General features: G+C 41.9%; 25 protein-coding genes. 10 read left to right on the forward strand and 15 right to left on the reverse strand.

Features of this window, described 5'->3' with window-relative positions; all coding sequences use genetic code 11:
- The first annotated feature begins 181 nt into the window (after positions 1-181).
- Entirely contained in the window at positions 182-1,375 is a 1,194-nt protein-coding gene (locus GW12_RS13100; protein WP_034588273.1) for an MFS transporter, read from the forward strand.
- Between the two features lie 50 nt (positions 1,376-1,425).
- On the opposite strand, the gene GW12_RS13105 is transcribed toward GW12_RS13100, so the two are convergent.
- The 4 genes from GW12_RS13105 to GW12_RS13120 form a co-directional block, all read right to left on the reverse strand.
- Positions 1,426-2,631, reverse strand: coding sequence for a PilT/PilU family type 4a pilus ATPase (locus tag GW12_RS13105; protein ID WP_034588274.1), 1,206 nt, complete (start codon positions 2,629-2,631; stop codon positions 1,426-1,428).
- Positions 2,632-2,936: 305 nt separating this feature from the next.
- Entirely contained in the window at positions 2,937-4,115 is a 1,179-nt protein-coding gene (locus GW12_RS13110) for a PilT/PilU family type 4a pilus ATPase (protein WP_034588275.1), read from the reverse strand.
- 212 nt (positions 4,116-4,327) lie between these two features.
- Positions 4,328-5,377, reverse strand: a complete 1,050-nt coding sequence (locus tag GW12_RS13115) for a 3-deoxy-7-phosphoheptulonate synthase (protein WP_034588278.1) — start codon at positions 5,375-5,377, stop codon at positions 4,328-4,330.
- A 772-nt stretch (positions 5,378-6,149) separates the two neighbouring features.
- Entirely contained in the window at positions 6,150-7,259 is a 1,110-nt protein-coding gene (locus tag GW12_RS13120) for an S-(hydroxymethyl)glutathione dehydrogenase/class III alcohol dehydrogenase (RefSeq protein WP_034588280.1), read from the reverse strand.
- Positions 7,260-7,381: 122 nt separating this feature from the next.
- On the opposite strand from GW12_RS13120, the gene GW12_RS13125 reads away from it, so the two are divergent.
- The 3 genes from GW12_RS13125 (at position 7,382) to GW12_RS13135 (ending at position 10,226) form a co-directional block, all read left to right on the forward strand.
- Entirely contained in the window at positions 7,382-8,938 is a 1,557-nt protein-coding gene (locus tag GW12_RS13125) for a phospholipase D family protein (protein ID WP_034588284.1), read from the forward strand.
- 184 nt (positions 8,939-9,122) lie between these two features.
- A complete protein-coding gene (locus GW12_RS13130) occupies positions 9,123-9,560 on the forward strand; it encodes a hypothetical protein (RefSeq protein WP_034588288.1) in 438 nt (145 codons plus the stop codon).
- A gap of 168 nt (positions 9,561-9,728) precedes the next feature.
- The gene (locus GW12_RS13135) at positions 9,729-10,226 is read left to right on the forward strand and encodes a hypothetical protein (protein WP_034588291.1); all 498 of its coding nucleotides are present in this window, start codon (positions 9,729-9,731) and stop codon (positions 10,224-10,226) included.
- A 51-nt stretch (positions 10,227-10,277) separates the two neighbouring features.
- Here the strand turns inward: GW12_RS13135 and GW12_RS13140 are convergent, their stop codons facing one another.
- The 3 genes from GW12_RS13140 to GW12_RS13150 all read right to left on the reverse strand — a co-directional run bounded on the left by GW12_RS13140 (position 10,278) and on the right by GW12_RS13150 (position 12,846).
- Positions 10,278-10,862 carry a uracil-DNA glycosylase family protein gene (locus GW12_RS13140; protein WP_034588293.1) on the reverse strand — a complete coding sequence of 195 codons (585 nt, stop codon included), beginning with the start codon at positions 10,860-10,862 and terminating at the stop codon, positions 10,278-10,280.
- 35 nt (positions 10,863-10,897) lie between these two features.
- On the reverse strand, positions 10,898-11,608 hold the full coding sequence (locus GW12_RS13145; protein WP_034588296.1) for an SGNH/GDSL hydrolase family protein: 711 nt from the start codon (positions 11,606-11,608) through the stop codon (positions 10,898-10,900).
- 176 nt (positions 11,609-11,784) lie between these two features.
- Positions 11,785-12,846, reverse strand: a complete 1,062-nt coding sequence (locus GW12_RS13150; protein ID WP_034588298.1) for a fatty acid desaturase — start codon at positions 12,844-12,846, stop codon at positions 11,785-11,787.
- A 225-nt stretch (positions 12,847-13,071) separates the two neighbouring features.
- Between GW12_RS13150 and GW12_RS13155 the strand changes: the two genes are divergently transcribed.
- On the forward strand, positions 13,072-13,542 hold the full coding sequence (locus tag GW12_RS13155; RefSeq protein WP_034588301.1) for a hypothetical protein: 471 nt from the start codon (positions 13,072-13,074) through the stop codon (positions 13,540-13,542).
- 62 nt (positions 13,543-13,604) lie between these two features.
- Here GW12_RS13155 and GW12_RS13160 read toward each other — a convergent pair whose 3' ends face one another.
- The 5 genes from GW12_RS13160 to GW12_RS13180 form a co-directional block, all read right to left on the reverse strand.
- Positions 13,605-13,943 carry a hypothetical protein gene (locus GW12_RS13160; RefSeq protein WP_034588303.1) on the reverse strand — a complete coding sequence of 113 codons (339 nt, stop codon included), beginning with the start codon at positions 13,941-13,943 and terminating at the stop codon, positions 13,605-13,607.
- A 234-nt stretch (positions 13,944-14,177) separates the two neighbouring features.
- Positions 14,178-14,921, reverse strand: coding sequence for an SDR family oxidoreductase (locus tag GW12_RS13165; protein ID WP_034588304.1), 744 nt, complete (start codon positions 14,919-14,921; stop codon positions 14,178-14,180).
- 28 nt (positions 14,922-14,949) lie between these two features.
- Entirely contained in the window at positions 14,950-15,648 is a 699-nt protein-coding gene (locus tag GW12_RS13170; protein ID WP_034588305.1) for a histidine phosphatase family protein, read from the reverse strand.
- Entirely contained in the window at positions 15,645-16,766 is a 1,122-nt protein-coding gene (locus GW12_RS13175; RefSeq protein WP_034588307.1) for a phosphotransferase family protein, read from the reverse strand. The genes GW12_RS13170 and GW12_RS13175 overlap by 4 nt, the downstream gene beginning before the upstream one ends.
- 68 nt (positions 16,767-16,834) lie before the next feature.
- Positions 16,835-18,076 (reverse strand): acyl-CoA dehydrogenase family protein, encoded by a 1,242-nt coding sequence (locus GW12_RS13180; RefSeq protein WP_034588311.1) that lies wholly within the window; start codon positions 18,074-18,076, stop codon positions 16,835-16,837.
- 91 nt (positions 18,077-18,167) lie between these two features.
- Between GW12_RS13180 and GW12_RS13185 the strand changes: the two genes are divergently transcribed.
- Positions 18,168-19,085, forward strand: coding sequence for a LysR family transcriptional regulator (locus GW12_RS13185; protein WP_034588313.1), 918 nt, complete (start codon positions 18,168-18,170; stop codon positions 19,083-19,085).
- A gap of 246 nt (positions 19,086-19,331) precedes the next feature.
- Positions 19,332-19,892 (forward strand): thermonuclease family protein, encoded by a 561-nt coding sequence (locus tag GW12_RS13190; protein ID WP_034588316.1) that lies wholly within the window; start codon positions 19,332-19,334, stop codon positions 19,890-19,892.
- Positions 19,893-19,915: 23 nt separating this feature from the next.
- Here GW12_RS13190 and GW12_RS13195 read toward each other — a convergent pair whose 3' ends face one another.
- Positions 19,916-20,704, reverse strand: coding sequence for a hypothetical protein (locus GW12_RS13195; protein WP_227504170.1), 789 nt, complete (start codon positions 20,702-20,704; stop codon positions 19,916-19,918).
- Between the two features lie 179 nt (positions 20,705-20,883).
- Here GW12_RS13195 and GW12_RS13200 point away from each other — a divergent pair, with 179 nt between their 5' ends.
- Positions 20,884-21,324 carry a MarR family winged helix-turn-helix transcriptional regulator gene (locus GW12_RS13200; protein ID WP_034588318.1) on the forward strand — a complete coding sequence of 147 codons (441 nt, stop codon included), beginning with the start codon at positions 20,884-20,886 and terminating at the stop codon, positions 21,322-21,324.
- Positions 21,317-22,513, forward strand: coding sequence for an MFS transporter (locus tag GW12_RS13205; protein ID WP_034588320.1), 1,197 nt, complete (start codon positions 21,317-21,319; stop codon positions 22,511-22,513). Before GW12_RS13200 ends, GW12_RS13205 begins: the two co-directional genes overlap by 8 nt.
- A 104-nt stretch (positions 22,514-22,617) precedes the next feature.
- On the opposite strand, the gene GW12_RS13210 is transcribed toward GW12_RS13205, so the two are convergent.
- Complete coding sequence (locus tag GW12_RS13210; RefSeq protein WP_034588321.1) at positions 22,618-23,832, reverse strand: alkane 1-monooxygenase; 1,215 nt, start codon at positions 23,830-23,832, stop codon at positions 22,618-22,620.
- Positions 23,833-24,008: 176 nt separating this feature from the next.
- Between GW12_RS13210 and GW12_RS13215 the strand changes: the two genes are divergently transcribed.
- The gene (locus GW12_RS13215; RefSeq protein ID WP_034588323.1) at positions 24,009-24,950 is read left to right on the forward strand and encodes an AraC family transcriptional regulator; all 942 of its coding nucleotides are present in this window, start codon (positions 24,009-24,011) and stop codon (positions 24,948-24,950) included.
- A gap of 6 nt (positions 24,951-24,956) precedes the next feature.
- On the opposite strand, the gene lpxB is transcribed toward GW12_RS13215, so the two are convergent.
- Complete coding sequence (gene lpxB, locus GW12_RS13220; protein WP_034588327.1) at positions 24,957-26,129, reverse strand: lipid-A-disaccharide synthase; 1,173 nt, start codon at positions 26,127-26,129, stop codon at positions 24,957-24,959.
- Between the last annotated feature and the right edge of the window lie 389 nt (positions 26,130-26,518).

Genomic DNA, 26,518 nt, shown 5'->3' on the forward strand with positions numbered 1-26,518 from the left:
CTTTATGAGACTTAAAAGTGCTCAAAATGACGCCACATTCATCGCATTTTACTGTATTATTCACATATTCTCCCATATAGTCATCGTGACTCGCTTCGATGCCGGACATCGTATTCGGCATGCTCCATAAAAATAAGACTGATTTTGGCCTAGCGTCTCACATTAAAACTTCAGGACAACTATGAACGCCACACCAATGCCGTTGTGGACAAAGCCGTTTTTGCTTTGTCTGGCGAATAACCTGTTTCTTTTTATCTTCTATTTTGCTCAAACCACCATTCTGCCGATTTATATCCTTAATGAACTCGGTGGAAACGTCACACAAGCTGGTCTGACCTTGACCCTATTTATGGCTTCGGCGATTGCCATTCGACCCTTTAGTGGTCTGATCATTGAAAAACTGGGGCAACGTCGCACACTGATTCTTTCAGCTACATTATTTAGTGTTATTGCCTTTGGTTATCTGTTTATCAGCAACCTAACAAGCCTCTATGTGCTGCGTTTATTGCATGGCGTGTGGTTTAGTATTCTGACGACAGTTTTTGTGCCGATCGTAAACCAATTTATTCCGGATCAACGCCGTGGTGAAGGTATGGGCTACTATGGCATGTCGGTGAGTTTAGGGATTGTTTTAGGACCGCTGATTGGGCTAAGCCTGATTTCTTATTTTAGCTATACGTTTATTACGGCCATTCTGGTAGCGATGGTCTTCATTGGCTTTGCTTTCTGTTTCTTTATTCCAGTTAAGGAAATTGCACAACCTGAGACTGCCAGTACTGAGAAGAAACATATTAGCCTCAATGACTTTATTGAGAAAAAATCACTCAGTGTATCCTTACTGGTGATGATGATTTCCTTCTCCTATGCCAGCATCATGTCCTTTATCGCACCTTTTGCCAGTTCGATTCATCTGATGCAATATGCGGGATTATTCTTTGTGGTTTTTGCGATTTCCATGATGAGCCTGCGTCCAATTACCGGGAAAATCTACGACCGTAAAGGCCCGCAATATGTCATTTATCCGTCGATTTTAACGTTTAGTCTGGGCTTATTGGTGTTAAGTCAGGCTCAAAGTTTAATTGGTTTTTTGGGTTCCGCGGTATTGGTCGGTCTAGGCTTTGGTACTGCTCAGCCTTGTTTGCAAACCTTGGCTATCCAGCGCGCGCCTAAACACCGAATTGGTTATGCAACCTCGACTTTCTATACCTGCTATGATATTGGGATTGCCATTGGCTCAATGGTGGTGGGTATGATGATTACTCATCAAAGCTTTAGCTTTGCCTTTATCATCTGTGCCATTCTGACTGCTTTAAGTCTGCTGTATTTTAAATGGGTGGTCCAGCGTCGACCTCTCTCACAGCTTAAATACTCTTAAAATCAAAAACCGGAACTCATTGCCGGTTTTTTATTAGGATTGAACCCGATTCAAGAAGTCTGTTCTTCAGTCTTGCTTTCGCCATCAGCTTCATCTTCCGGCTTTTTTTCTTCAACCATACTGAATGAAGTAGGATTATTATTCAGCTCAGGATTAGCTCGACTACTTTTTAGTTTAATTTGTAAACGCAATTCATTAGTTGAATCTGCATTACGTAGTGCCTCTTCATAAGAAATCGCCCCTTCGTTGTACAAGTCGAACAGTGCCTGATCGAAAGTCTGCATACCGAGTTCACGGGATTTGGCCATAATTGCTTTCAACTCATGGAAATCGCCTTTTAAAATCAGGTCAGAAATCAGCGGCGTATTTAACATGATCTCCACTGCTGCACGACGGCCTTGACCATCTTGAGTACGAATTAGACGCTGGGAAATAATGGCTTTCATATTGGAAGACAGATCCATCAACAACTGATTACGGCGCTCTTCCGGGAAGAAGTTAATAATCCGATCCAAAGTCTGGTTGGCGTTGTTGGCATGTAGTGTTCCTAGACATAAGTGTCCAGTTTCGGCAAAGGCAATCGCGTGTTCCATGGTTTCGGTATCACGGATCTCGCCAATCAGAATCACATCCGGCGCCTGACGTAGGGTATTTTTTAGCGCATTGTGCCAGGAGTGACTGTCTACACCGACTTCACGGTGGGTAATCATGGACTTTTTATGCTTATGCACATATTCCACCGGATCTTCTACGGTAATGATATGTCCGGCGGAATTTTCATTCCGGTAATCAATCATCGCTGCCAGTGAGGTCGATTTACCAGACCCAGTCCCCCCAACAACCAATACTAGCCCGCGTTTTTCCATAATCACATGTTTGAGTGATTCAGGTAATTTCAGTTTCTGGAAGTTCGGAATTTCTGCAGTAATGGTACGGATCACCATTCCTACATTGAGCTGTTGCTGAAAAACATTGACACGGAAACGGGAAACACCCGGCACGGTAATGGCAAAGTTACATTCCAGCTCAGTTTCGTATTCCTGACGCTGTTTTTCATTCATCAACGCATAAGCAAACAGCTTGGTTTTATCTGCAGTCAGGTTTTGCTGACCAAAAGGTTTCATCAGCCCCTGATGTTTGATACTCGGTGGAAAGTCGGCAGTAATAAATAAATCCGAACCACCATATTCCACCACTTTGGTGAGCATATGGTGCATAAATTTACGTGCTTCTTCTAATAACTCTGCCGTGAACATCTGTTTCTCCCCACACTGCAAAATACCTGACCAACTCATGGTTCAGAACTATTTTTTTATGATTTTTATTGTGCAGTGTTTTAAAATAACTCTCAAATCATTTTGATTTCTAAAGATAAATTATTCAAAATATTCTGTGACTTGATTCAAGAAAAATACTAATAAAGGGAAATAATCTTGGCATGATTAAAATCTAATATTTATGACTATGTAGAAATGAAAGATTTTGGTGGCTCAAAGCTTTGTAAACTTGAAACCACCACTGAGAATTTATCAATCAATTAAATTCATAAAACTACAAGATGCTAACTTCTTGATAGTAACGTTTCTTTAGACTGTTCCAGTATGGTCATATTTCCACCTTCTTCCTGAAGGGCGGGATTGATGCGACCGCTCTTTAATTTGATTTGCAAACGTAATTCGTTACTGGAATCCGCATTGCACAGTGCTTCTTCATAGGAAATCAAACCATCGTTATAAAGGTCAAATAGTGCCTGATCAAAGGTTTGCATGCCCTGTTCACGCGATTTCTGCATAATACCTTTCAGCTCATAAAGTTCACCCTTACGGATATAATCTGAGACCAGCGGCGTATTTAATAACAACTCTACTGCAGCACGGCGGCCTTTACCATCTTCCGTCCGAATCAGACGTTGTGAAATGACCGCTTTAAGATTGGCTGATAAGTCCAACAATAACTGATTCCGGCGCTCTTCCGGGAAGAAGTTAATAATCCGGTCTAGAGCCTGATCCGCATTACTTGAATGCAGTGTTGCTACACACAGATGTCCGGTTTCAGCAAAAGCAATCGCATGCTCCATACTCTCAGTATCGCGGATTTCACCAATAGCAATTACATCTGGTGCCTGACGCATGGCATTCAGCAAGGCATTATGCCAGGACACACAATCCACCCCAATCTCACGCTGGGTAATCATGGATTTTTTATGCTGATAAACATATTCCACCGGGTCTTCTACAGTAATGATATGCCCTTCAGTATTGGCATTTCGATGATCCAGCATTGCAGCCAAAGTCGTGGATTTACCTACCCCCGTTGCCCCCACAATGAGGACTAAGCCGCGTTTTTCCATAATCACTTTTTTTAACGAATATGGCAGTCCAAGTTGCTCAAAGCTTGGAATATCTGTGCTGACACTTCGGATGACCATACCGACGTTATGCTGTTGCTGAAAAACATTGACGCGGAAACGGGCAACATCAGGTACACTCATGCTGAAATTGCATTCCATAATGGATTCAAATTCCTGAATCTGACGCTGGTTCATTAAAGAATAAGCAAACAATTTGGTTTTATCTGCCGTGAGTTTCTGCTGACCAAAAGGCTTCATCAGCCCTTGCTGTTTAATACTCGGTGGGTAATCTGCAGTAATAAATAGGTCTGAGCCGCCATATTCCACCACTTTAGTGAGCATATGGTGCATAAATTTACGTGCTTCATCGAGCAGTTCAGGAGTATACATAAGAAAATCCTCAGCTCATGATCATCTTGGGTATAGAAATAGGTAAGATTGACCATGAATAAATTATTGTTATTGTTAAATTCTTTATAATTTTAAATCTAATTTCTTATTATCGAATTTGTCACTTTGCTAAAGTACTGAGTGCTTTTCAATTTCAGCAAATGCCACCTTTCCCCAACGCATTGAGGAAAGGTTTGTTAAGACCTAAAGTGTTAGGCAATGCGCTTTAAGCCTTCAAGTCGTAAGCAATCAGCTATATTTAACAATAACTGTTCGGTTTTTGTCCAGCCCAGACATCCGTCTGTTACGGACTGGCCATAAACCATATCCTCGGAAATTTTCTGGTTCCCATCGACCAGATGGCTTTCCAGCATCACCCCCCGAACATGTGTTTCCATACGCTCTGCCACGATCTGCTGTAACACTTCTGGTTGCAGCATCGGATTTTTAGAGCTATTGCCGTGACTACAATCAATCACCAAAGCTGGCAATTCACCTGCATGTTTAGCCTTAATTTTAGCAATTTCAGATAACTGGTAGTTTGGGCCACTATTTGCACCACGCAAAATCAGGTGTACTTTTGGATTGCCTTGAGAATGCAGAATACATGGCAAACCAGACTGGCTCATGCCCATGAACTGATGCGGATTTGATGCAGACTGAATTGCATCCAGAGCAATCTGGATTGAACCATCGGTGCCATTTTTGAAACCGATGCAGTATGGCAGGTGACTGGAAATTTCACGGTGAATCTGGGATTCACTGGTACGCGCACCAATTGCGCCCCAAGCCAGTAGATCGTCAAAATATGCTGTTGCCATCGGACTCAAGATTTCTGAAGCAATTGGCAGCCCCATTTCAATAATTTTCAAATATAGCGCACGCGATCTGTCTAAACCGAGCTGCATATTAGAAGAGCCATCCAGTTCAGGGTCATACAGGAAACCTTTCCAGCCCACAGTCGTCCGTGGCTTTTCAATATAAGCACGCATCACCAGAAAAATCTGGTCAGCAACTTGAGTCTGTAATTGTTTTAATTTTTCTGCGTATTCCAGTGCGGACGTTTCATCGTGAATGGAGCATGGTCCGGTAATCACCATCAAACGGTGATCTTTACCCTCGAGAATGTTCTGTATGGTCTGGCGCTGCTCGGCAATCTGTTTAGCCAATTGTGGAGACAATGGCAATTGTGCCTTGAGTTGTGCCGGCAGGCTTAATAATGTTTCAGTTTGCTGTTGTTGTGATGTAATAACTTGATTCATGACTTTCATCCTTTGGACTGGGCATACAGTCCGAACTTTTATTTGAGCTTTATGGGTCTATGGGTCTGTGTGCTGAGGTTCATCAACTGGTTAAAGCAGAACCAATAAAAGTTGCTAAAGTATGAATAGTTAAAATAAGTCATGGCTGTCTCCAAAGTTTTTCAAAAATCACATGCATAAAAAAACCTGATCAGGGTTGCCGATCAGGTATTAACTGGGTGGGCAACCTTTTTATTGCCCGAACGCGTTCAGGCAATTATCTAAACTGCCAAAAATAAAAATAAGCGTTTGAGATTACAGGTTGCTTGAGCATGTGATGTAATACATAAAAATGTGAATATGAAATTTAAAATACGCGGTCTATGGAGATTTGACAAGTCCCCAGCGTAAAAAAATATTGATGAATTTTCTTACTGTTACTTATCATTCTGCATATTTAAGAAAAATAGAAAACGGGCAAGCCTCAAAAATCTATCAGACCTTACCTCCTTCATCTTGTATCTTTCGTAAACAAAATTAATGCGAAACACGATTTCAGGCATCTCGAATTGCATATTTCTCCTGTTCCCACGTCAGGCGTGATTCAGCCTTTGACCTGTTCTTATTTAATTTTAGATCGGATTCGACACCTTCAAAATGGGTATTGGTATCATAATTGGCATAATTTCCATAACCGCTCTGATAAGTCTAAGCGTCAAATGTATCCAAATTAAAATAAAATACTCATAAAAAAAGACCGGTTTTAACCGGTCTTTTTACTGTTCAATTGTTCTTAGAAATGAACCACGGAACGAATCGATTTACCTTCATGCATCAGATCAAAGGCTTCATTAATCTGTTCCAGTGGCATAGTGTGAGTCACAAAAGGTTCAAGTTCGATATCACCTTTCATGGCCTGTTCAACCATACCTGGCAACTGGCTACGGCCTTTTACCCCACCAAATGCAGTCCCCATCCATTTACGGCCAGTCACTAGCTGGAACGGACGGGTTGAGATTTCTTTACCTGCACCAGCCACACCAATGATCACGGATTGCCCCCAACCACGGTGCGCACATTCTAGTGCAGAACGCATCACGTCAACATTACCGATACATTCAAATGAATGATCTACTCCCCATCCAGTCATTTCTACAATCACTTGCTGGATTGGCTTGTCGTAATCTTTCGGATTGACAAAATCAGTTGCACCGAATTTTTTCGCCAGTTCAAATTTGTCCGGATTGGTATCCACTGCAATAATACGGCTAGCTTTCGCCTGACGTGCACCTTGCACCACTGCCAGACCAATACCGCCTAAACCGAAGACAGCAACTGTATCACCTTCCTGAACTTTAGCCGTATTGTGCACCGCACCAATACCGGTGGTTACACCACAACCAAGCAGACATACATGCTCGTGGTTCGCTTCTGGATTAATTTTTGCCAGAGATACTTCAGCCACGACAGTATATTCAGAGAACGTTGAGCAGCCCATGTAGTGATAGATCGGCTGACCATTGTATGAGAAACGAGTGGTGCCGTCCGGCATCAGACCTTTACCTTGAGTCGCACGTACGGCTACACACAGGTTAGTCTTACCAGATTTACAGAACAGACATTCACCACATTCAGCAGTATAGAGTGGAATCACGTGATCGCCCGGTTTTACGCTGGTCACGCCTTCACCCACTTCCACAACCACACCTGCCCCTTCATGGCCCAGGATTGCCGGGAATACACCTTCAGGGTCATCACCAGAAAGCGTGAAAGCATCAGTATGACATACACCTGTATGACTAATTTTGACTAATACTTCACCAGCCTTTGGTGGCGCCACATCCACTTCAACAATTTGTAATGGCTGGCCTGGACCAAACGCTACCGCTGCACGTGATTTCATTTACAACTTTCCTTTGTTCGCTGTTTTAACAGATGACTAACAGTAACCTCTTTCTATTCTGAGATTCAACCATTAACATCCACAATATAGGATGAAAAAAACCAATAATTGATGGAAACTCAATGACTCACCGAACTAACATGCTCTGTATCAGTTTTATTAGCCTATCCATTTTTTTGACAGGCTGTGAGTTAGATTCCAATACTTCATCCAAAGCAAATATTACACCAGTCCATTCTGAACACTGGTTTGAAAGCACAGAATCCAGACAGAAATTTCAGAAGGGATTAACCGCCTATTTACCCCTATATGATGGCTTTATGAGCATGGCAGCACGGCTGCATCTGATCAATCAGGCCAAATACAATCTTGACCTGCAGTATTACATCTGGAGTGATGACTTTATTGGCCGGCTGATCCTGTCAGAATTGCTCCAAGCAGCCGATCGCGGGGTAAAAGTTCGACTCATGATTGATGACCAGAATGGCACCCAGCTGGATGATCATTTATTAGCGTTGAGCCAGCATCCCAATATCCAGATCAAACTGTTTAATCCTTATAAATTCCGCAAGATCAGGGCATTGGATTATGGCTTGCGACTGAAACAGGTTAATCACCGCATGCATAATAAGTTGATCATTGCTGATGGCACGGCTGCGGTGACAGGTGGACGCAATATCAGCAGTGAATATTTTGAAGCCAGCAATGACTTTCAGTTTACCGATGTCGATATTTTCTTTGCCGGGACTGCGGTACAGGATGCCAATCAAAGCTTTATTCGCTTCTGGAATGATGATCTCAGTTATGACATTCAACAGATCTTGAATGAAAAGCCACGACCTGAAGAATTAACCAAACTCCGTCAGACTTTTGTTTATGAAAATGGTAAGACAGAAGAGATTCAAAAACGAATCAATGAAGCACAGGCAGAAGTGGCAGAGCAGCTAGAGGCACGTCCAGTCCGCTGGGCTAAAGCACATTTTGTTGCGGATTCACCTAACAAGGCTCGTCCGGAAGCCAAAGAGCATGATTACATCTATACCCATATGCTGAATGTCATGGGTGAACCAAGTAACCATCTGGAACTGGTCTCTGCCTATTTTGTCCCAACCCAATGGGGTGCGGATTACCTGAGTACCCGATCTAAAAATGGCCTAAAAGTTCGGATCTTAACCAATTCATTCCAAGCCAATGATGTCACTGTCGTGCATGCCTATTATCAGCAATATCGAGAGCAGTTGCTCAAAAATGGCATTGAAATCTGGGAATTCAAATCTTTTATCGAACGCCGCAAACGGACCTGGTATGAGAAACTGACCGGGGATGTCATTCCTGCTAAAAATAAAAACAGTTCCAGTCTGCATGCTAAGTTCTTTGATGTTGATGACATGGTCTTTATTGGTTCCTTTAACTTTGATCCACGCTCGGCCAAGCTGAATACTGAAGTCGGTCTGGTGGTTGAATCTGAGGAACTACAGGAGGAAATTACTACCGCACTGAATCAATATCTGCCACGGATTGCCTATCAGCTTAAATTAAATCAGCAAGGTGAAATTATCTGGATTGACCAGCAACCAGATGGCACAACCATCACCCATCCACATGATCCGGAAACCACAAAATTCCAGCGCTTTATGATGAATCTGGTGACGACTTTTCCTGCTGAATGGACAATGTAATGACACATGCATGACAAAAGTGAATTTTCCATCAATTTTCCCATCCATTATTTTCTGATTTATTAGAAATTGTGTAGCATTTAGACATTTATTCAATCAATACTGTCATGAACTATACCCTAAGCTAAGATTGTCTTAAAATTATACTTTTCCAGCTTTATGCGAAACTTTTCGCCCCACTCCCATGCAATTTTTTGATTTAAGCCGTCAGTTCAAACTGAGTGATATTTTAACGCCCACCAAAACACTGCAAGAATTATCTGGTCAGGAATGGTTTCTTGCCAAAATCCGGGTTGAACATGACTGTCTTTCAGATAATGAAATTGTTGAAGGTCAAGCGATCATTCAATCCAATGCAAATATTCAGATTGAACTGGAATGGCTGATTCAGGATTCTGGTCATGAGCTGCAAGTAATGTTTAAAGGTGTAGAAACCGAAGCCAATGAAGAAACCTTGGTAGTAGTGAAAGGTGCTCAACTGGTTGATGAACAGCAACAATTATTGTCCTCACAAGCTTTAAGCTTATGGATTGATGGTACCCTGCTGCCACTATTACCAAATATCCGTCGTGAAATTAAATCCCGTTTAAATCTTTGGGATTATGTAGAATACGATGGTTAATTCCTAAAATAGAGTTTGATGTTCAGGGCGAGTCACTCGCCCTTTTTTATCGACTAATATCGACTAAAATAAATCTTTTGAGATGAATGGCAAGTCGTATATCAGTCAATTATTTCCAATTTTGTTCATGATATGCTGACTTTAAAAATAATAACAAGTAAAAAAATAATGAATACGCATATCCAGATGCAAGATTGGCATAAGATTCGTAGTGTGGTTGCAGATGCACAACGTGCAGCCATGCATTGTTCTATATCGACAATCTCTCCAAATGGATTTCCTACCAGTAGTCCAATCGGTACTTTATTTTTAGATGAACAAAATCCAGCGGGTTTCTTCTTTGACCGTTACTGTACCAGCCTGGAACAGAATCTTCCGCATACCACTAAAGCCTGTATTCAAGCAGTGAATAGCAGCCGTACCTTCTGGCTAAGATCTCTGATTAAAGGGAAATTTAATACTTATCCTGGTGTAAGATTATATGCAGAAATCGGTGAGCTGCGCCCTGCAACCCAAGCTGAACTGGATTTAATAGATCGTAGAATCAAACCACTCAAATGGACTAGAGGCAGTCGACTGATCTGGTCTGAGTTTACCCATGTTCGGGAGATTCAGATTCATAGGTTCAAATGGGTGGAATATCCAAAGATGATGCCAAATAACTAAAAAATAACTTACTAAAAGTTATTTACCATTCATAAGTAATTTATTAAAAGCCTAGATTAATCCGGAATCCTTAAACATTTCCCGATAAGCCTCAGCTTTTTTCTCTAAACTCAGTGGATAGGCACGTGAAGATGATGGCATTCGATATAATTTCAGCTCACGTCCAGCAAAGGTTGTTTCACTTGGTTGTCCAATCGCAGGTTTTTCTGTTCCGTCCGGCATAGACAGCATCAACGTTTCAGTGGCTTTATCGCCAGTGGTCATGATGCTATGACACTGGGGCATATGTGACAGTAGTTTGTTGAGATCCGTTGGTGTCACGATTTCCAAGAACTTATCCGAGGCATTCCCTTTTAAACGGCGGATCTGGTACGCCGTATCAAAAATGGCAATACCTTTTTCCAGCAGAAATTCCTGGATCAGCATTTCCTGAAAATTCTTGTTAGCCAGATCCAGAAAATAGTCTTTGTTATGGAAGAAAATTAAACCAAAAATCCGCCACATATCATTTTGATAATTTGGATAATAGAACCGCATTTTCCAGCGTGTTTGCGGTGGCGGAAAACTTCCCATCATTAGTAGCTTGGCATTTTCAGGTAGGAAAGGTTCCAGAGGATGGGTTTCAATATCCGACATAATCTTCCACTAAATTGGCGAGCAGAAATGCTATTTTAGAATTTCTGGCGAATCTTTGCAGCGACTTCCTGTCCCCAAAGCGTATAAACTTCTTTACTCGGGTGAAAACCATCTTTGGCCATTTCCAGATTTAAAGCTCGATACTGTTTAATATCGTATTCAATCCATTGCATATTGGCTTTTTTGCTGACAAATTTTTCTAATTCACAATTCATGGCTTTGGCATAACGGCCAAATAACCATGCCAGTGGATTTGGTAAAGCCGGGAACATGTTCATTGGTGGCACACCGGCTGCAATAACCAGTGCTGGACTAAATCGGGATTCAATTTTGCTATATAGCTGTGCTTGCTTCTTGATCCAGACATCTGCTGGCATCAGCTTGGTAACGTCATTCACACCCACCGAAGTTACAACCACATCATAATGTTCTGCTGGAATTTCATCCAAGACACGAATCACTTTAGAGGTTGTATCTCCAGTTTTTGCCTGAAGCTTCCAGCGAATCTGGAAGTCCTGTTTAAGTACATTCAGAATTGCTCCTGTTAAAGCTTCATCCTGATGATCCACACCTACACCTGCCGCGGCAGAATCTCCTACAATCAAAATAGATAAAGGCTTACCTGCACCTACGACACCTTCACGCTCACCTGCAGGTTCTGGCAGCCTTAAAGTGTTTTTCTTGACACGATTACCTTGGATCACCAGGGCTGGAATAAGAGCAAAAGTCGAAAGCTTGAGTAACATGGATTGAATTCTAAAATACGTGAATAGTGCTGAATTTTATACAAAATTTAGACCAATACATTGATGATTGTGACAGTTTTTATTTTAATTTTAGTGAATTTTCAAATATTCAAATCATTTCGTGATTATTGGTGTATAAAAAATCCCGCATTTAGCGGGATTTCATCGATTCATTTTTATTTAACTTTAATTTCATTCCATCGGTTCATACGACGAAAAGTGCCAATATCATTAAAGCGTACACCGACTTCTTTCATGACTTTATGCGCCGTTTTAGCAGTCATCTGACGAATATAAAACGGTTCTTTTACCACGAAATGGTGAATGGCATGGGTAGCACCAAAGTTAAAGCAAAACAGCTGAAACGGCATCATCCACCAAGGATTTAGTACCTGAGTCTGCTTGATCACATCACGTGGGTCGATGTCGCCATAGTAATGCATATTTGAACTAACAAACTGCAGGCAGAATGAACGTAAATAATTTGGCAACACCCAGATCACTGCCAGTAAATTCACCCATGGCATGGCATCTAGCGCGCCTTGTGACCACAGCACTTCATAGCCAAACAGCGGTACAATCGCGTTGGAAATATGGAATACGGTAAACAGATAGCACAGACCATAATAGAGAATACTTAAGGGCATAAAACCCAACAATTGTGAAATCTGGGCACTTTTACGTTCATGTTCTGGCTGTTTTTCCAAAAATTTCTGAATCATTTTATACATGCGGAATGGACGCAAATACACTGACATCAACTGGTCACTGATCACCAGCACTCGGCGAATCCCCCATGGCATACCATTACTGATACCACGTTCTTCCAGATCGCTTTCTGTGCCTGAAAATTTATGATGATGTAAGTGCATGCGACGGCGTGCCCATGGGCTAATCGTATTTGGACGCGCCAACCAGACGAGAGCCAGCATTAAATGATGAGCCCATGGCATCTTTTTAAAATACATGTAATGGATCAGATCATGTTCCAATTCATGTGTTAAAGAGGCAAAGATCGCAATAAGCGGAATGGTCACCCATGCCGACAGATATCCATAATAAAAGGCTAATGCGATCGTGATCATTCCTGTCCAGGCAAACAGTAGAATGCTGGCACCAATGAAGTTTTGACGTTTCAGGATGGGATAACGTGCCCGCAGGTCTTCGCCAGCCTGCATAACGACAGCTCGGACTTTAGCAATACGCTGTTGACTGGTCATATCCGAAGATGAAGACATATGTACAACCTTTAATTTATGGACATGTGTACATTAAAGGAAAATACGGAAAATAAAAGTTGATATTTCCAGTTTTTAAAGCAGGATGTATAGAAAAACAGCGGTTGTTACAAATTTAATTTTTACTAAATAAAATCGTTTCTGATTTGATCAAAATGGCTTATAAATAATTGAGTAAATATACTAATTTCAAAACAAAATATCATTTTTTAATGGGGAATTTTTATGCTTAGAACACTTCACATAACCATAGGAATTGAATATCAACAAAAAGAGTTATTCGAAAAAGCATTGCTCGATCACAATATCAATTTTGAAATGGACGGTGGACATCTTCCTAAAAAAGTAAGTCCATACTATAAAGAGTTAGATATTATTCCATGTCGTTATTACCTTTCAGGAAGTAAAGACTGGAAAGATGTTATTAATAATCCCCAAAATATGAATCTATACGATGAATTTTCTAAGCCATTTTATATATTTTTATTACAAAATGAATTTATCAATAACTATTTAAAGCAATTTTATGCTTTAGAAAAGTTTAAAGATTTTTTCATACCTAATGGTTCCCATTTACTGTGTAGTTATGATAGCTATATTCAGCATGAGGACGTGATTACATTTGGGTCAGAAACAATTAATAATTTATCAAGATTGGGGCTAGGCATTGATTATAATCATGCATGTTATGATTGAATTTGTTCGACCAGAAATTTAACAAACTCTCTTATACAGAATCGTAGTTAAGGACTCTTGAATTAACGACGATTTTCTTTAAAAACCAGATCACATTTACCGGGTATATTTTTTCCTTTTATATTCACAACAGCAGAAGTACCACGCGCCTTGCCCTTACAGACATTTTGTACTGCTGGTTGATTCATAGCTTTATAATCCAATACATTTGCTTGATCAGGCTTAAAACCGATCTGACATGAACCTTTTACCTTACGACCCTCTATTTTTGTAGTGAGTTTTACGTGTGGTCCTTTTCCTTCGCACAATCGGGTCAGATCAGGAGTATTCTCTTCAGAACTAGCCTGGACAGATGACATTTGCATCACTACAATTGCCAGAATAAAAGCTATTTTTTTCATTAATTGATAAGCCTGTATCAATCTATCTGTTATTTTGAGCTATGTTAAACCAATATTTATACTAAATTTTAAGAAATTACACTTGGTATCTTATTTTTATCTTCTAAATTTATTGAATAGATCAAAATTAAATTCTGCCAGACTTTAGTGTTTATTTTGCCTCTAAGCTTCAAGTACTAAAAATGAATAAAGCTTCTATCTCTAGAAGCTTTATTGATAACCGAATTTAACCCATTAACCCAGTTTATTTACCAGTTTCAATGGCAATACTTTCATGGCAATACCAAGTGGCAGCCAAGGCCATTTTGGTACATAAGCTTTGACCGGTTCTTTTTCAATTTCCGCAGCCAGTAAACGTGAACCAGTCTTTTCATCCACTTCGAATGGTAATTTCTTGGCACCTTCATTGATTTCAGTACGGATATAACCTGGGAATATTGTCGTAACTTTAATTGGCGTATCAATCAGTTCTGCACGGATGCCCTCTGCCAGATGCGCAACCCCAGCCTTACTTGCACCATACGCTGTCAAATGTTTTGGCATACCACGCATGGCACTCATGGACGAAATCATCACCAGATGACCAGCATTTTGGGCACGGAAAATTTCAACTGCTGCTTCACACTGTGCCAAAGCCGAAATAAAGTTGGTTTCCACGGTGGCTTTGTTAATCGCAAAGTTACCTTTACCGATCCGGCGGCCTTCACCAACACCGGCATTGACAATAATCCGGTCAATCGTGCCAAATTCTTCCTTGAAGGCACGGAACACTTCAAAAACCTGATCATAATTGGTCACATCCAGGACTTTGGCAATGACCTTAATTCCATATTGGCTTTCCAATTCCTGCTTTAAAGCCTCTAGACGTTCCAAACGTCGTGCACAGATCGCCAGGTTATAGCCTTTCTTCGCAAATTCACGTGCCATCCCGGCACCAATCCCTGAACTCGCTCCAGTAATCAGAATTGTTTTTGCCATGTTTTATTCCTTTAATTTGTTTTGGTTCTTAAATCCAGGTCAATAATTCTGGTTGTTTTTCTTTAATAAAATGATGTTCATTTAGACTGAGCAACTGTGGCTCATTACCGACTAGACGTAATGTGGTCAGGCTGGTATTGGTAATCGCCCAGTTCAAGGCAAAAGTTTTGCTTGGACTGAGTCCCAGAATTTTTCCGACAGCCACAGAAATCACGCCACCAGAAGTAAAGACTAGAGCATAACGTGGTTTGCGTTTAGCCAGATCATCACACAGATTTTGCAATGCAGTTTCTACCCGGTTTTTAAAATCTGGCCAAGACTCTTCATATTCATGGTGATATTCGCCACCCGTCCAGCGCTCAATTGCCCCTTCAAAGATTTTGCTTAAATAAGCACGCGGATTAGCGTGCTGGGCGACGTCTTCTTTTAACAATTCCGGCTGGTTAAAACGTGGTTCATAACGCGCAAATACTTGAGTATGGTTAAATTCATTCCATGCTGAATCGGTAATGATTTCACTTTCAGGAAAACATTGATCCAGACACAGTTGCGCCGTTTGTTGATGCCGTTGCATCGAACCTGCTACTACCAGTGGCGTCTCTTTTAAAATTGAATCAAAATAGCGTCCTAGCAGTTTTGCCTGTAATTCCCCATTGGGTGAAAGCTGGTCATAGCTTTCTGCCCCAAAAGAAGCTTGTCCGTGGCGAATGAGATAGATAGTCGTCATTTTGGCATTAACTCTTTAAATTTGGTGATGTATTTCTGTGCCAGATCATTTGCTTCAATTTTTTGCTTGCCAATCAGTTTTAAAGCACGAATATGCAAGGCATGAATCACAATCCAGAAATCCTTAAAGGCAGGATTATTGGTCTGTTTATGGAAATAGCGGTAATAAATTTGCTGGGCAATCACAGCGAGACGGAACACGCCAAATACTTCATAGAAAGTCCAGTTGGCTGGCTGTAATTCAGTTTTCCCTAAATAATAATCCACCACTTCCTGACGCGTGAACATACCTTTCAAATTGGTCGGCTGACGGCGCGTCGCCTTGAAAATAGCATTATCAGTTTCTTCGACCCAATACGCCAAGGCTGAACCTAGGTCCATTAATGGATCACCTAAAGTTGCCATTTCCCAGTCCAAGACACCAATCACCTGTGTCGGAGCATCCGGATTCAGAATGACATTATCAAAACGCCAGTCGTTATGAATGACACAAATCTGGGAATCTGCCGGGATATTGTCTTTCAGCCAGTTACGTACATATTTAAAAGAAGGTACATTCAGGGTCTTGGCTTTGTCATAACGACTATCCCAACCTTCGACCTGACGACGGCAATACCCTTCACCCTTGCCAATTTTTTCCAGTTCAGTACCTTGATACGGTACTTTATGTAGCTCAATTAGCTTGTCGATAACATTGATACACAGCTCTCGAACCTGAGCTTCACTAAAACTTAGCTCTTTAGGCAAATTGGCGCGTGGAATAATGCCTTCGATGCGTTTCATCACATAGAAGTCACAACCAATCACAGACTCATCCTGACATAGAGCAACCATTTCCGGCACCACCGGATAATATGGTGCTAATGCCTGCTGTACATGATATTCACGTGCCATGTCATGCGCGGATTTTGCTTTGGTGCCTTTTGGCGGACGGCGCAGAATAAAATCGGCATTTTGATATTTCAGTCGGTAAGTCCAGTTTGAAGCACCGCCAGAAAATTGGGTTACTTCTACCGGTTCTTGTAATTGGACACCATTTTTCTGCAGCCATTGGGTGACTGCCTGAATATCTAATTCTTCACCCTCACGAATCTTTCCACCGACATCAATAACCGCCATATTCTTTCCTTAAAATCTTTTTAAATCTTCAAATCTTAATCAAGTTCATCTTATCAAGTATTGTGCACTTATTTTTTACGGCGTGTGCTGTAGCCACGTTTGGCCAGTTCCAGCTTGGCAATCATACCTTTATGCACTTCGTCCGGGCCATCCGCCAAACGTAGTGCACGTGCCTGAGCAAAGAATCCGGTCAATGGTGTATCGCGAGAAACCCCGGCTCCACCATGAATCTGCATCGCCATATCCACAACTTTTTCCAGCACACTTGGCGCCACAACTTTAATTGCAGAAATCTCAGTCAAAGCAGCCATATTTCCTAAAGTATCCATTTTATAGGCGGCATACAAGGTCAAAAGTCGTGCCTGATCGATCGCGACACGCGCTTCTGCGACACGTTCCAGATTACCACCAAGTTTCAGAATTTCTTTACCAAATGCCGTCCGACTCATGCCGCGATCAATCATCAGTTCCAGCGATTTTTCTGCCGCACCAATACAACGCATGCAGTGATGGATGCGGCCCGGGCCTAATCGGCCTTGGGCAATTTCAAAACCTTGCCCAGGACCACCAATAAAATTGGAAATCGGCACACGCACATTCTCAAAACTGACTTCACCATGGCCATGTGGGGCATCGTAATCTCCAAACACCGGTAGCATCCGTTCAATTTTTACGCCAGCAGTATCCACAGGTACTAAAACCATAGAATGCTGATGATGGCGGTCCTTTGTTTCATCCGGCGTATGTGCCATAAAGATGATGATTTTGGCATTCGGGTCACCTAAACCAGAGGACCACCATTTACGGCCATTCAAAACAATTTCATCACCTTCAATGACTGCCGTTGCCTGCATATTGGTGGCATCACTGGATGCTACCGCTGGTTCAGTCATACAAAATACTGAACGGGTTTTTCCTTCAAGCAGTGGCATCAACCATTGTTGTTTTTGCTCTTCAGAACCATAACGCCACAACACTTCCATATTGCCGCTGTCTGGGGCATTACAGTTAAAGACCGTGGGTGCCAATAAACTGCGTCCAGACAGTTCAGCAATATGGGCATATTCCTGTACCGATAATCCCTGACCGAGTTCAGAACATGGTAGGAACATATTCCAGAGTCCAGCAGCTTTCGCCTTGGCTTTTAAGGTTTCCAGTTCTGCCGGCCATTGCCATTTGGTCCAGTCACCACCCTGATTCAACTCATGTACCTGATGCCAGAAATCAGCTTCAATCGGCTCGATCTCATCTCTAATAAATTTTCTGGTACGTTCAACGTAGTCCTGTGCACGTGCTGAGAGCTCAAACATGGCAACTTCCCTCTGGATATAATCATTCTGCTTTACAAGACCTTAACCCAGAACATATTATGAATAAAATGATTTAATTCCATAGTTCTAAATGCAGCATATTCATAATAAAAACAGTATGGACCTTCGCAGTTTCCATCGCATTGACATCAACCTATATCCGCTTTTTGTGGCTATTTTTGATCAACAAAGTATTTCCAGAGCTGCACAAATCCTTTCAATTACCCAGTCCGCTGCCAGTCATGCCTTACAACGTCTCAGACAGCACTTACAGGATGATTTATTTGTCCGTAGTGGGAGCAAGATGCAGCCTACGCCGTTTGCGGAACAGATCTATCCAGAAATTAAACGTGCCCTTGTTACTATCCAGAATATTTCTATTCAACATCAGCAGTTTGAGCCAAGCATGGTACAAAGTTTGAAGATTGCAGTGCATGATGAAATTGAGCCGATGATCCTGCCAAAACTTGTGGCACATTTTCAGAAGATAAATCTGAATATTCAATTTATGAGTATCAAGTTAGATCGAAAAAATATTGTGGCTGATCTGGCAACCCAGCAAGTGGATTTTGTTGTGGATCTGGAACAGTCCTTAGGTGACAAAATCCAGTTTGAATTACTGGATCAAGATGAATTTGTGGTGTGTACCCAGCAGCCAGAAGTTACAGAAAAAAGCTATCTCGCCTCTCCACATATCGGCGTATCTTCACGCCGTACCGGTGTTCTGGTTGAAGATTTGTATTTAAGCCGCAAGCAGCTATCCCGGCAGATTTTTTTGCGTTGCCAGCATTACGCAACGGCGCTACAGATTTTGCAGCAGCATCCGTCCGCAATGCTCACAATTCCGCGAAATGTATTGAATCACTTACGTATTGATGAACACCTGAAAATTTTTGATGTCCCTGTTAAACTGCCTAGAATAAATATGGGGATGTATTGGTATAGAGATCTGCAAGAGAATAAAAGGCATCAATTTTTAAGAAATGAGATTAAGAAAATTTTTGCTTAGGCTATTTTGATTGGGATTTTTAAGAATTGCTTAGGCTATTTATAAATAAATGGAAAATACAGTCCCAAAAAGCAGCTTCAAGCCATTTAAAAACTCAGCTATAACTAACTATGCTTAGGCTATTTTATTTGCCTAAATAATCCCCACATGAATAGTTACAAAGCCTTGCCACATCTGACTTTCCACTAAAATAGAGGGATTAAAAGTCAGCTATTTTGGTCTGACGTTATTTTGTGGATTTTGACTTTGTTGCATCTCTCAACGACCTGGCAAATTGTGCTGGGATTAGTGGCTTTGGGTTTCTCTTATTATCTGCTGCACAAAGTGGTGGTGTTTTTACAGGAACTGTTTCGCCCCTTTAAGAAAGGTAAAAAATACTGGTGTCGTGTCCGTGCGGTCAGTGATGGAGATACCCTCACCTGCTACCGTTTTAATATCCGTCGTTCGGAAACCCGCTTGCGTTTTGCTTATGTCGATGCCCCAGAATCCAGCCAGGCGTATGGCAAAGAATCCCAGCAGTTTGTCTCCAAGATGATCAAGAACAAATTGGTACGGGTGCAAATTACCGATGTTGATCGTTATGGCCGCTGTGTGGGCGTGATTTACCGACGTCGTAAAAATGTCAATGAAGAACTGATCAAGCACGGTGCCGCATGGGTGTATGAAGAATATATCCGTGATAAAAAACACCTCTCTTACATGATGGCTTTACAGAGCAATGCCAAGAAACATAAGAAAGGACTGTGGCGTGGTACGCATCCAATACGTCCCAGCGTTTATCGTAAACAAAAAAAATCTACAGCATGAAAAAAGAGCCTTTCGGCTCTTTTTTATTTCAGCTGATGCTTATAAATGGTTTCAGTAAATTCACCAAAAACAGAGACTTTTTCAAACAGGTGTTCGCTATACATCAAGTCCTCAATCAAATGCTCTGCATCTACCTTTTGAATGCCACTGAGTTGAGTCACTAATTCAATATTGGCAGTTGTGATTTCTTCACAAATCGCTGCAATGGTTTCGTTCTTACGCTTCCATAGCAGTTTTTTATATTCGATTTCACTCAAATCAAAACTTTGCGGTGTTAATTGTTGATGAATGGTCTGAATACCTAACGCTTCTAGCAAGGTTTTCAATGCCTCATCCAGTTTATTTCCAATGACGATCAGGCTCTGGCAATATGGATCAAGTAAAGTTTTGAGTACGGCATAGTGCTGCAAATCTGTTATAGAAATATCGTTCGCAGTTAAATCAAAGCAGATATCCATTTCCTGTAAAGCCTGTTCATGCTTCAGTTTTAAAGCCTCAACGCGGAAATATTCACCTAAAACCTGCTGCAGCTCATCATTGGCTGGACTGATAAAGATAGTTTTATGTTTCAGTACTGACAGGATCAAGGGACTAAACACATAACTCAGTTTTGAGCCATCAAAATGATCGAGCAGCATGACATGATGTTGAGTTGCTGTCTTGCTACGCGTCTGAGCGGCATCTTGAATTGCTTGTAGTAACTGTTCTTCTGAACTGATTTCTGGCTGCAAGTCCTCGATTAATTTGGAACTATTTTGAAATAAATTATTGACCAAAGTTCCAATATTCAGCGCTTGCATCAGTTCACCCATTTTTGTGTTTCAACTCAGTTCGCATCTTAAAGAAAATCAATGTCTTTTCCCAGAAAATTAGCCCATTTCATCCTTCAAATATCTGTTAAGCCATATCGGAGCGGCTGATAGATTGCTTGAAATTTCATTCTGATAGGCGTACATTACACACATTTAGTTAACCTGGTTAACATTATCCTATGGATACCACCTCCCGATTCCGTTTTGCACTGCTGCGCTGTGCCCGGCTGCTCAGTGATGAAGTCAATGCTGTCTTGCTTGAGCATGGACTGAATTATTCACTGTGGCAAAGCCTGGTCATTATCAAGATGAATGATCATTGCACCGCACTGGATATTGCCCACGAACTGCAAATTTCCAAACCAGCAGTAACCAAGCGTTTAAATACCTTGATGGAAATGAACCTGATTGAATCTCTCCCAACCACTGACAAGCGCCAAAAGCTGCTCTCACTTTCTCCCCTAGGTGAGCAACAGTTTCAGCTGTGTAGCGACAAGATCGATGATTTAGAAACCGAATTGCTACATGGTTTTGACAAAAGCCAACTGAAACAAGCGCATGCTTTTATCTTAGATTTTATGAATTCCCTTCAAAGCAGAAAGGACCAACAACATGGCTGACTCTCAACCCAAACTCTGGACGAAAAACTTTATCCTGCTCAGTGCCATGAATTTCCAGCTGGTTCTGGTGTTCTATCTGCTGGTGATTGTCAGTGTGGGCTATGCCCTTGCTGAATTACATGCCACCACAGCCCAGGCGGGTCTGATCTCAGGTGTCTTTGTCGTGGGGACTCTAGTCGGCCGTCTGCTGATCGGGAAATTCATGTCGAATCTTGGTGCCAAAGCCAGCCTGGTTGCGGGTGCCATTGGCTTTTTCATCTTTTCTGGCCTGTATTTCATTCCGATGGATGTGCCCTATCTAATTGCCCTCCGTTTTGCGCACGGCTTTATGATGGGCGTTGCCGGTACCGTGATTGGTACAGTACTGGCCCAGACCATTCCGCCAAGTCGTCGTGGTGAAGGCATTGGTTATTTCAGTACCAGTAGTACCCTCGCGACTGCAATTGGCCCATTCCTGGCGATCTGGCTGATGGCACAATATGACTATCAAGTGATTTTTGCCTTTACTTCGTTTGTTGCACTAACCTGTCTACTGTTCAGTTTTGGTGTAGATACCTCACAAGTGAAACTTGCTGCCAAACCTAACCCTCAACATACTGCGCAATCCACTTCTCGCCTGGCTCAGTTTGTTGAACCCAAAGCTTTTCCAATTGCAGTGATTATCCTGATCGCTGGTGCTTGTTATTCTGGTGTACTGTCCTTTATTAACCTGTATGCCAAAGAAATCAACCTGTTACAGGCAGCCTCTTTCTTCTTCCTGATGTATGCTGCAGCGATTCTGATTTCCCGTCCATTTACCGGCCGCCTGATGGACCGTAAAGGTGAAAATGTCATCATGTATCCAGCGATTGTGCTGATGGCATTGGGGATTGGTTTACTGAGTCAAGCACATAACTCGGTGATGTTATTGACCAGTGCTGCATTACTCGGCTTTGGTTACGGTAATATTCAGTCTATCTGTCAGACCATTGCTGTGAAAAGTACCACGCTGGAACGTATGGGATTGGCGACTTCAACTTTCTTTATCGCGCTAGACGCTGCGCTAGGATTTGGTCCTTATTTCATCGGGAATTTCCTGGATCAAATTGGTTATGAACACCTGTATATCTACAGTGCGATTATTACCTTCACCTGCCTGATCTGGTATTATCTGCTGCACGGTCGTAAAGCTAAAGCTGTTGCGCGCTAAATCATTTTATAAATAACAGTGATACTTCCAAACGCTTAGCCTGTTTTAAATATAAAAAATGCGCCTAATTTAAGGCGCATTTTTTATTGGAAATATGAAAAGCCTTAAGCGGCGTTTTCCTGCACGCCAAACTTGGCAAAAAGCTGTTTACGTTTAGATGGCAAGATATTGGCTTTGCTCAGATCACCCTGATAATGCTGATACACGCGTTTATCCATCATTTTGTACCAGAGTGGCGGTACTAAAGCTGGAATTAACATGGTGGCATAACCACTTGGCAATACCGGTGCTTCCTCAAAATTGCGTAGCGCTTGGAATGGTCGGCTAGGAAAAGCATGGTGATCAGAGTGGCGCTGTAACTGATATAGGAACAGGTTGGTCACAATATTGTTATTGTTCCAGCTATGTTCCGGTAAGGTCCGCACGTATTTACCATCTTCGGTCTGTTCACGTTTCAGCCCGTAATGCTCAATATAATTGACGATTTCAAACAGACTGATGCCATAAAAAGCTTGAGTCAGCGTATAAGGAATGATCTTCTTGCCAAAGGTTTTCAGCATCAATGTATGATAACCAGCACTCATGGCCCAGCCATGAAACAGTTCATTTTCCTTGCTAAAGAAACTTAAGCCCTTACGCTGCAAACGGCGTTTTTCAATCTGAATCGCAGATTTGATTCCACCAAAAACGGTACGTGGCCAGAATTTATAGAAGGATTCACCCATTTTCGAAGATGCTGGATCTTCAGGTGTTGCCACACGTTTATGATGCCCATATGGATGCTCGATACGGAAATGGTTATAACCGAGTGGCATCAGGCTGGCATGAGACCAGTAATGATCCGATTTATTCGGGCGATGGCTGAGTTCATGCGCGGTATTGACGCCAATCCCATTTATCGCCCCCATCGAAATGCCAAGCAGGATTTGATCCAGCATTGGAGTAGTTGGACGAGAAACCACATAACCGGCATAGGCATTCGCTGCCATTTGCAAAGGAATAAACAGTTTTACGATACGGTCATAATACGGATCTTTGACTAGTGCCTTGATCTGCTCATCGCTTGGGTTATTTTCATCTTCACCAATTAAGGCATCTAAAGTCGGAATAATCACATGTAGTAATAAAGGCCCACCCATGGCAAAGACTTTCTTGGTGGCTTTGGGGCCGAAATGGTAACCAGCCAAAATACCTATGCCAATGACCGGCAATCCCGGACTCAGCAACCAGCCAAAACGTTTCTTGTCCAGATGACGACCTGTTAAAGGCTGAGCTTCCTGCTCGTTAAAGATATTTCTGATTTTTGCAGGGGCATTCATTGCAACTCTCCTGTCTTATGTTACCCTGCAGTTATAGTTGAATAATTCCGCGCCTGTGCACAGTTGTCAGCGTCCAGAAAAGCTATGTCAGCGTCTTTGTCCTGATCTGCCAATTTCTGACCTCAATTCACATGCGAATTTTTATAAAAATATCCTTTATTTAGAACAGTATACGCATGGATGCGCTAAGCAAAATTTTTGATGATATCCACTTGGCCCGATCAGAATACATTTATCTGAATGTCTATCATCCCCATCGACTGAGCTATAGCCATGAGCCATCCATGCTGGCTTATGTGATTCTGCATGGGCAGGCAGCGCTTAACTTTGAAGATTCAGAAGATATTGTGATATTGCAGCAAGGTGATCTGGTGTTATTGCCTTCGGCCAAGGCACATCATCTCTCTTGCCCAGCTCAGGATCAGTTTACGAGCAGTACGGAAATTAATAGCTACTTCCAAAGCCATGCCCAGCAGAACATTGATTTCGGCATAGAACAGCAGCAACGTAGCTTTATTCTGGCGATTCGCTCGAAAATGGATATCCAGATGGCACGTCCACTAATTGCATCACTGCCCGATTACTTGCATACCCGGCATATCCTGAGTGATTCAGCTCCAGAATGGCTACAGATTGGCTTGCAGTTTTTAGCCGTTGAGACTCAGGAAACCCGCCCAGGTCGTGACCGGATTCTGGATCATTTGGTGAGTATTCTGCTGATTGAATGTGTACGGGATTATATTCTGAATGCGCCACATGCCTCGAGCTGGCTCAATGCCTTAAGTCATCCGGAACTCTCTAGTGCATTGGCTACGATTCATGATCAACCAGAACAAAACTGGACTGTAGAAAGTCTGGCGGAACAGTGTCATATGTCGCGTTCCAAATTTGCCCAGCTATTTACCCAGGTGGTTGGTGAAACGCCTCTGGCGTATTTGCAACAACACCGGATGCGCCTTGCTGCACGTTATTTAAGCGAAAATATCCTGAGTGTGCAGCAGATCGCACATCGGGTTGGCTACTCTTCCGAAACTGCATTTAGCCAGAGTTTCAAGAAACAGTTTGAACTGACGCCGAGCCAGTACCGGCAACAACATCAGGAATATAGAAAGGAATAATAGAACTTATTTGACCAGTTCCAGCACAGCAGCCACTGGATCTTCGCTATTACCTGACAGCAATTGCTTATGCATAGTGATATGCTGCATCACCTGTGTCTGAGCGACTTCGATATTCATCAGCTTTTCAATTTCAGCGGCCAGTCGTTCTGGTGTCGCATCAGACTGAATCAGTTCTTCGATGACTTTCTTGCCAGCAATGATATTTGGCAGCGAATAATATGGAATTTTCACCAGCAACTTGGCGATATGGTAAGTCAGCCAATGTAATTTATAGAAAGTGACCATTGGACGATGCAGCAACATTGCTTCCAGCGTCGCAGTACCTGATGCTAGCGCGACGATATCTGAAGCATTCATTACCTGACGGCCAATTTTGGAATCGCTGCTGGTATTTTCCATCAGTTTAATCTTCGCTTTCAGGCTATCCGGATAATGACTTAACAGTGATTCAATCTGCTGTTTTCGGGCATCATTGATCGCCGGAATCAGAAAGGTATATTCAGGGTATTTTTGTTGCAGAATCTGAGCAGTATCTAACAGCAATGATCCCAGTCGTTCAATCTCGCCACGGCGACTGCCTGGTAACAAGGCAATGTATTTTTGTTCCGGATCAAGTCTGAGTTCCTGCTTGGCTTGCGCCAGTGGATTTTGCAAAGGCAACTGTCCAGCTAATGGGTGACCAACAAAGGCGGCCGGCACCTGCCATTTTTGGTAAAAGGCTTTTTCAAACGGGAATAGGCACAGCACCAGATCAATGCTGGCTTTGATGCCATGCACACGGCCTTGACGCCATGCCCATACAGAAGGACTGACATATTGCACAGTTTTAATCGGTAACTGTTTTTGCTTTAAGCTCTTGGATAAACGCAGGTTAAAGTCTGGTGCATCAATCCCGATAAACACATCGACTGGATCTTTGCTCCAAGTTTCAACCAGACCATCCCGTACTGCAAACAGTTTCTTGATATCTTTCAGGACTTCAACAATACCCATCACCGACAAAATATCCATCGGATAGTAGCTTTTGAAGCCTTCAGCCATCATCTGTGGACCACCAATCCCTTCAAAATCGGCATCAATACCCTGCTCACGAAAACGGCGAATCAGACTGGCACCCAAAGTATCTCCCGATACTTCACCCACGACGATTCCAATTTTAAGCTTCCGATTTTGCAAGATAATATCCTCAGAGAATGACTCACCGCATATTAGCATAAGACTGCAAACTTAAAGCTGATTCAAAAATCTCATAAATCAATAAAAAATTTGAAAAGTTGTTTTGATGAACTAATTAAAATTTGCTTAGGCTATTTATCAAGTTTATTGTAAGTACGTTTAAGCTTAAAATTCCGATATTACTTATTTTAAATGAGCTAATTTATGGCTACCGGTTTTTATCACCAAAAGTTTATTTTAGACGCAAACAAACCTACTTATTCTAATAAGAAGGAAATTTTCTTCCCTTAAGCAAATTCAGTGAATTTGAGCTCATCATTTTTTAAGCCATCTTCTAACTATAAGAAAACTCATTGTAAAGCTTATATATAACCTGAGTTCGATGAAAT

Source organism: Acinetobacter sp. HR7 (assembly GCF_000773685.1).
In the GTDB taxonomy this organism is placed as follows: domain Bacteria; phylum Pseudomonadota; class Gammaproteobacteria; order Pseudomonadales; family Moraxellaceae; genus Acinetobacter; species Acinetobacter thermotolerans.

What these genes read in the sequence shown, in the direction of transcription:
- GW12_RS13165 (WP_034588304.1), bottom strand. Translation starts at nt 14,921, where the DNA reads ATGGCAAAAACAATTCTGATTACTGGAGCGAGTTCAGGGATTGGTGCC.
- GW12_RS13150 (WP_034588298.1), bottom strand. Translation starts at nt 12,846, where the DNA reads ATGTCTTCATCTTCGGATATGACCAGTCAACAGCGTATTGCTAAAGTC.
- GW12_RS13200 (WP_034588318.1), top strand. Translation starts at nt 20,884, where the DNA reads ATGGATACCACCTCCCGATTCCGTTTTGCACTGCTGCGCTGTGCCCGG.
- GW12_RS13175 (WP_034588307.1), bottom strand. Translation starts at nt 16,766, where the DNA reads ATGGCGGTTATTGATGTCGGTGGAAAGATTCGTGAGGGTGAAGAATTA.
- GW12_RS13170 (WP_034588305.1), bottom strand. Translation starts at nt 15,648, where the DNA reads ATGACGACTATCTATCTCATTCGCCACGGACAAGCTTCTTTTGGGGCA.
- GW12_RS13180 (WP_034588311.1), bottom strand. Translation starts at nt 18,076, where the DNA reads ATGTTTGAGCTCTCAGCACGTGCACAGGACTACGTTGAACGTACCAGA.
- GW12_RS13130 (WP_034588288.1), top strand. Translation starts at nt 9,123, where the DNA reads ATGCAATTTTTTGATTTAAGCCGTCAGTTCAAACTGAGTGATATTTTA.
- GW12_RS13125 (WP_034588284.1), top strand. Translation starts at nt 7,382, where the DNA reads ATGACTCACCGAACTAACATGCTCTGTATCAGTTTTATTAGCCTATCC.
- GW12_RS13195 (WP_227504170.1), bottom strand. Translation starts at nt 20,704, where the DNA reads ATGGGTGAACTGATGCAAGCGCTGAATATTGGAACTTTGGTCAATAAT.
- GW12_RS13100 (WP_034588273.1), top strand. Translation starts at nt 182, where the DNA reads ATGAACGCCACACCAATGCCGTTGTGGACAAAGCCGTTTTTGCTTTGT.
- GW12_RS13120 (WP_034588280.1), bottom strand. Translation starts at nt 7,259, where the DNA reads ATGAAATCACGTGCAGCGGTAGCGTTTGGTCCAGGCCAGCCATTACAA.
- GW12_RS13110 (WP_034588275.1), bottom strand. Translation starts at nt 4,115, where the DNA reads ATGTATACTCCTGAACTGCTCGATGAAGCACGTAAATTTATGCACCAT.
- GW12_RS13160 (WP_034588303.1), bottom strand. Translation starts at nt 13,943, where the DNA reads ATGAAAAAAATAGCTTTTATTCTGGCAATTGTAGTGATGCAAATGTCA.
- GW12_RS13210 (WP_034588321.1), bottom strand. Translation starts at nt 23,832, where the DNA reads ATGAATGCCCCTGCAAAAATCAGAAATATCTTTAACGAGCAGGAAGCT.
- GW12_RS13215 (WP_034588323.1), top strand. Translation starts at nt 24,009, where the DNA reads ATGGATGCGCTAAGCAAAATTTTTGATGATATCCACTTGGCCCGATCA.
- GW12_RS13135 (WP_034588291.1), top strand. Translation starts at nt 9,729, where the DNA reads ATGAATACGCATATCCAGATGCAAGATTGGCATAAGATTCGTAGTGTG.
- GW12_RS13145 (WP_034588296.1), bottom strand. Translation starts at nt 11,608, where the DNA reads ATGTTACTCAAGCTTTCGACTTTTGCTCTTATTCCAGCCCTGGTGATC.
- GW12_RS13105 (WP_034588274.1), bottom strand. Translation starts at nt 2,631, where the DNA reads ATGTTCACGGCAGAGTTATTAGAAGAAGCACGTAAATTTATGCACCAT.
- GW12_RS13155 (WP_034588301.1), top strand. Translation starts at nt 13,072, where the DNA reads ATGCTTAGAACACTTCACATAACCATAGGAATTGAATATCAACAAAAA.
- GW12_RS13115 (WP_034588278.1), bottom strand. Translation starts at nt 5,377, where the DNA reads ATGAATCAAGTTATTACATCACAACAACAGCAAACTGAAACATTATTA.
- GW12_RS13205 (WP_034588320.1), top strand. Translation starts at nt 21,317, where the DNA reads ATGGCTGACTCTCAACCCAAACTCTGGACGAAAAACTTTATCCTGCTC.
- GW12_RS13140 (WP_034588293.1), bottom strand. Translation starts at nt 10,862, where the DNA reads ATGTCGGATATTGAAACCCATCCTCTGGAACCTTTCCTACCTGAAAAT.
- GW12_RS13185 (WP_034588313.1), top strand. Translation starts at nt 18,168, where the DNA reads ATGCAGCATATTCATAATAAAAACAGTATGGACCTTCGCAGTTTCCAT.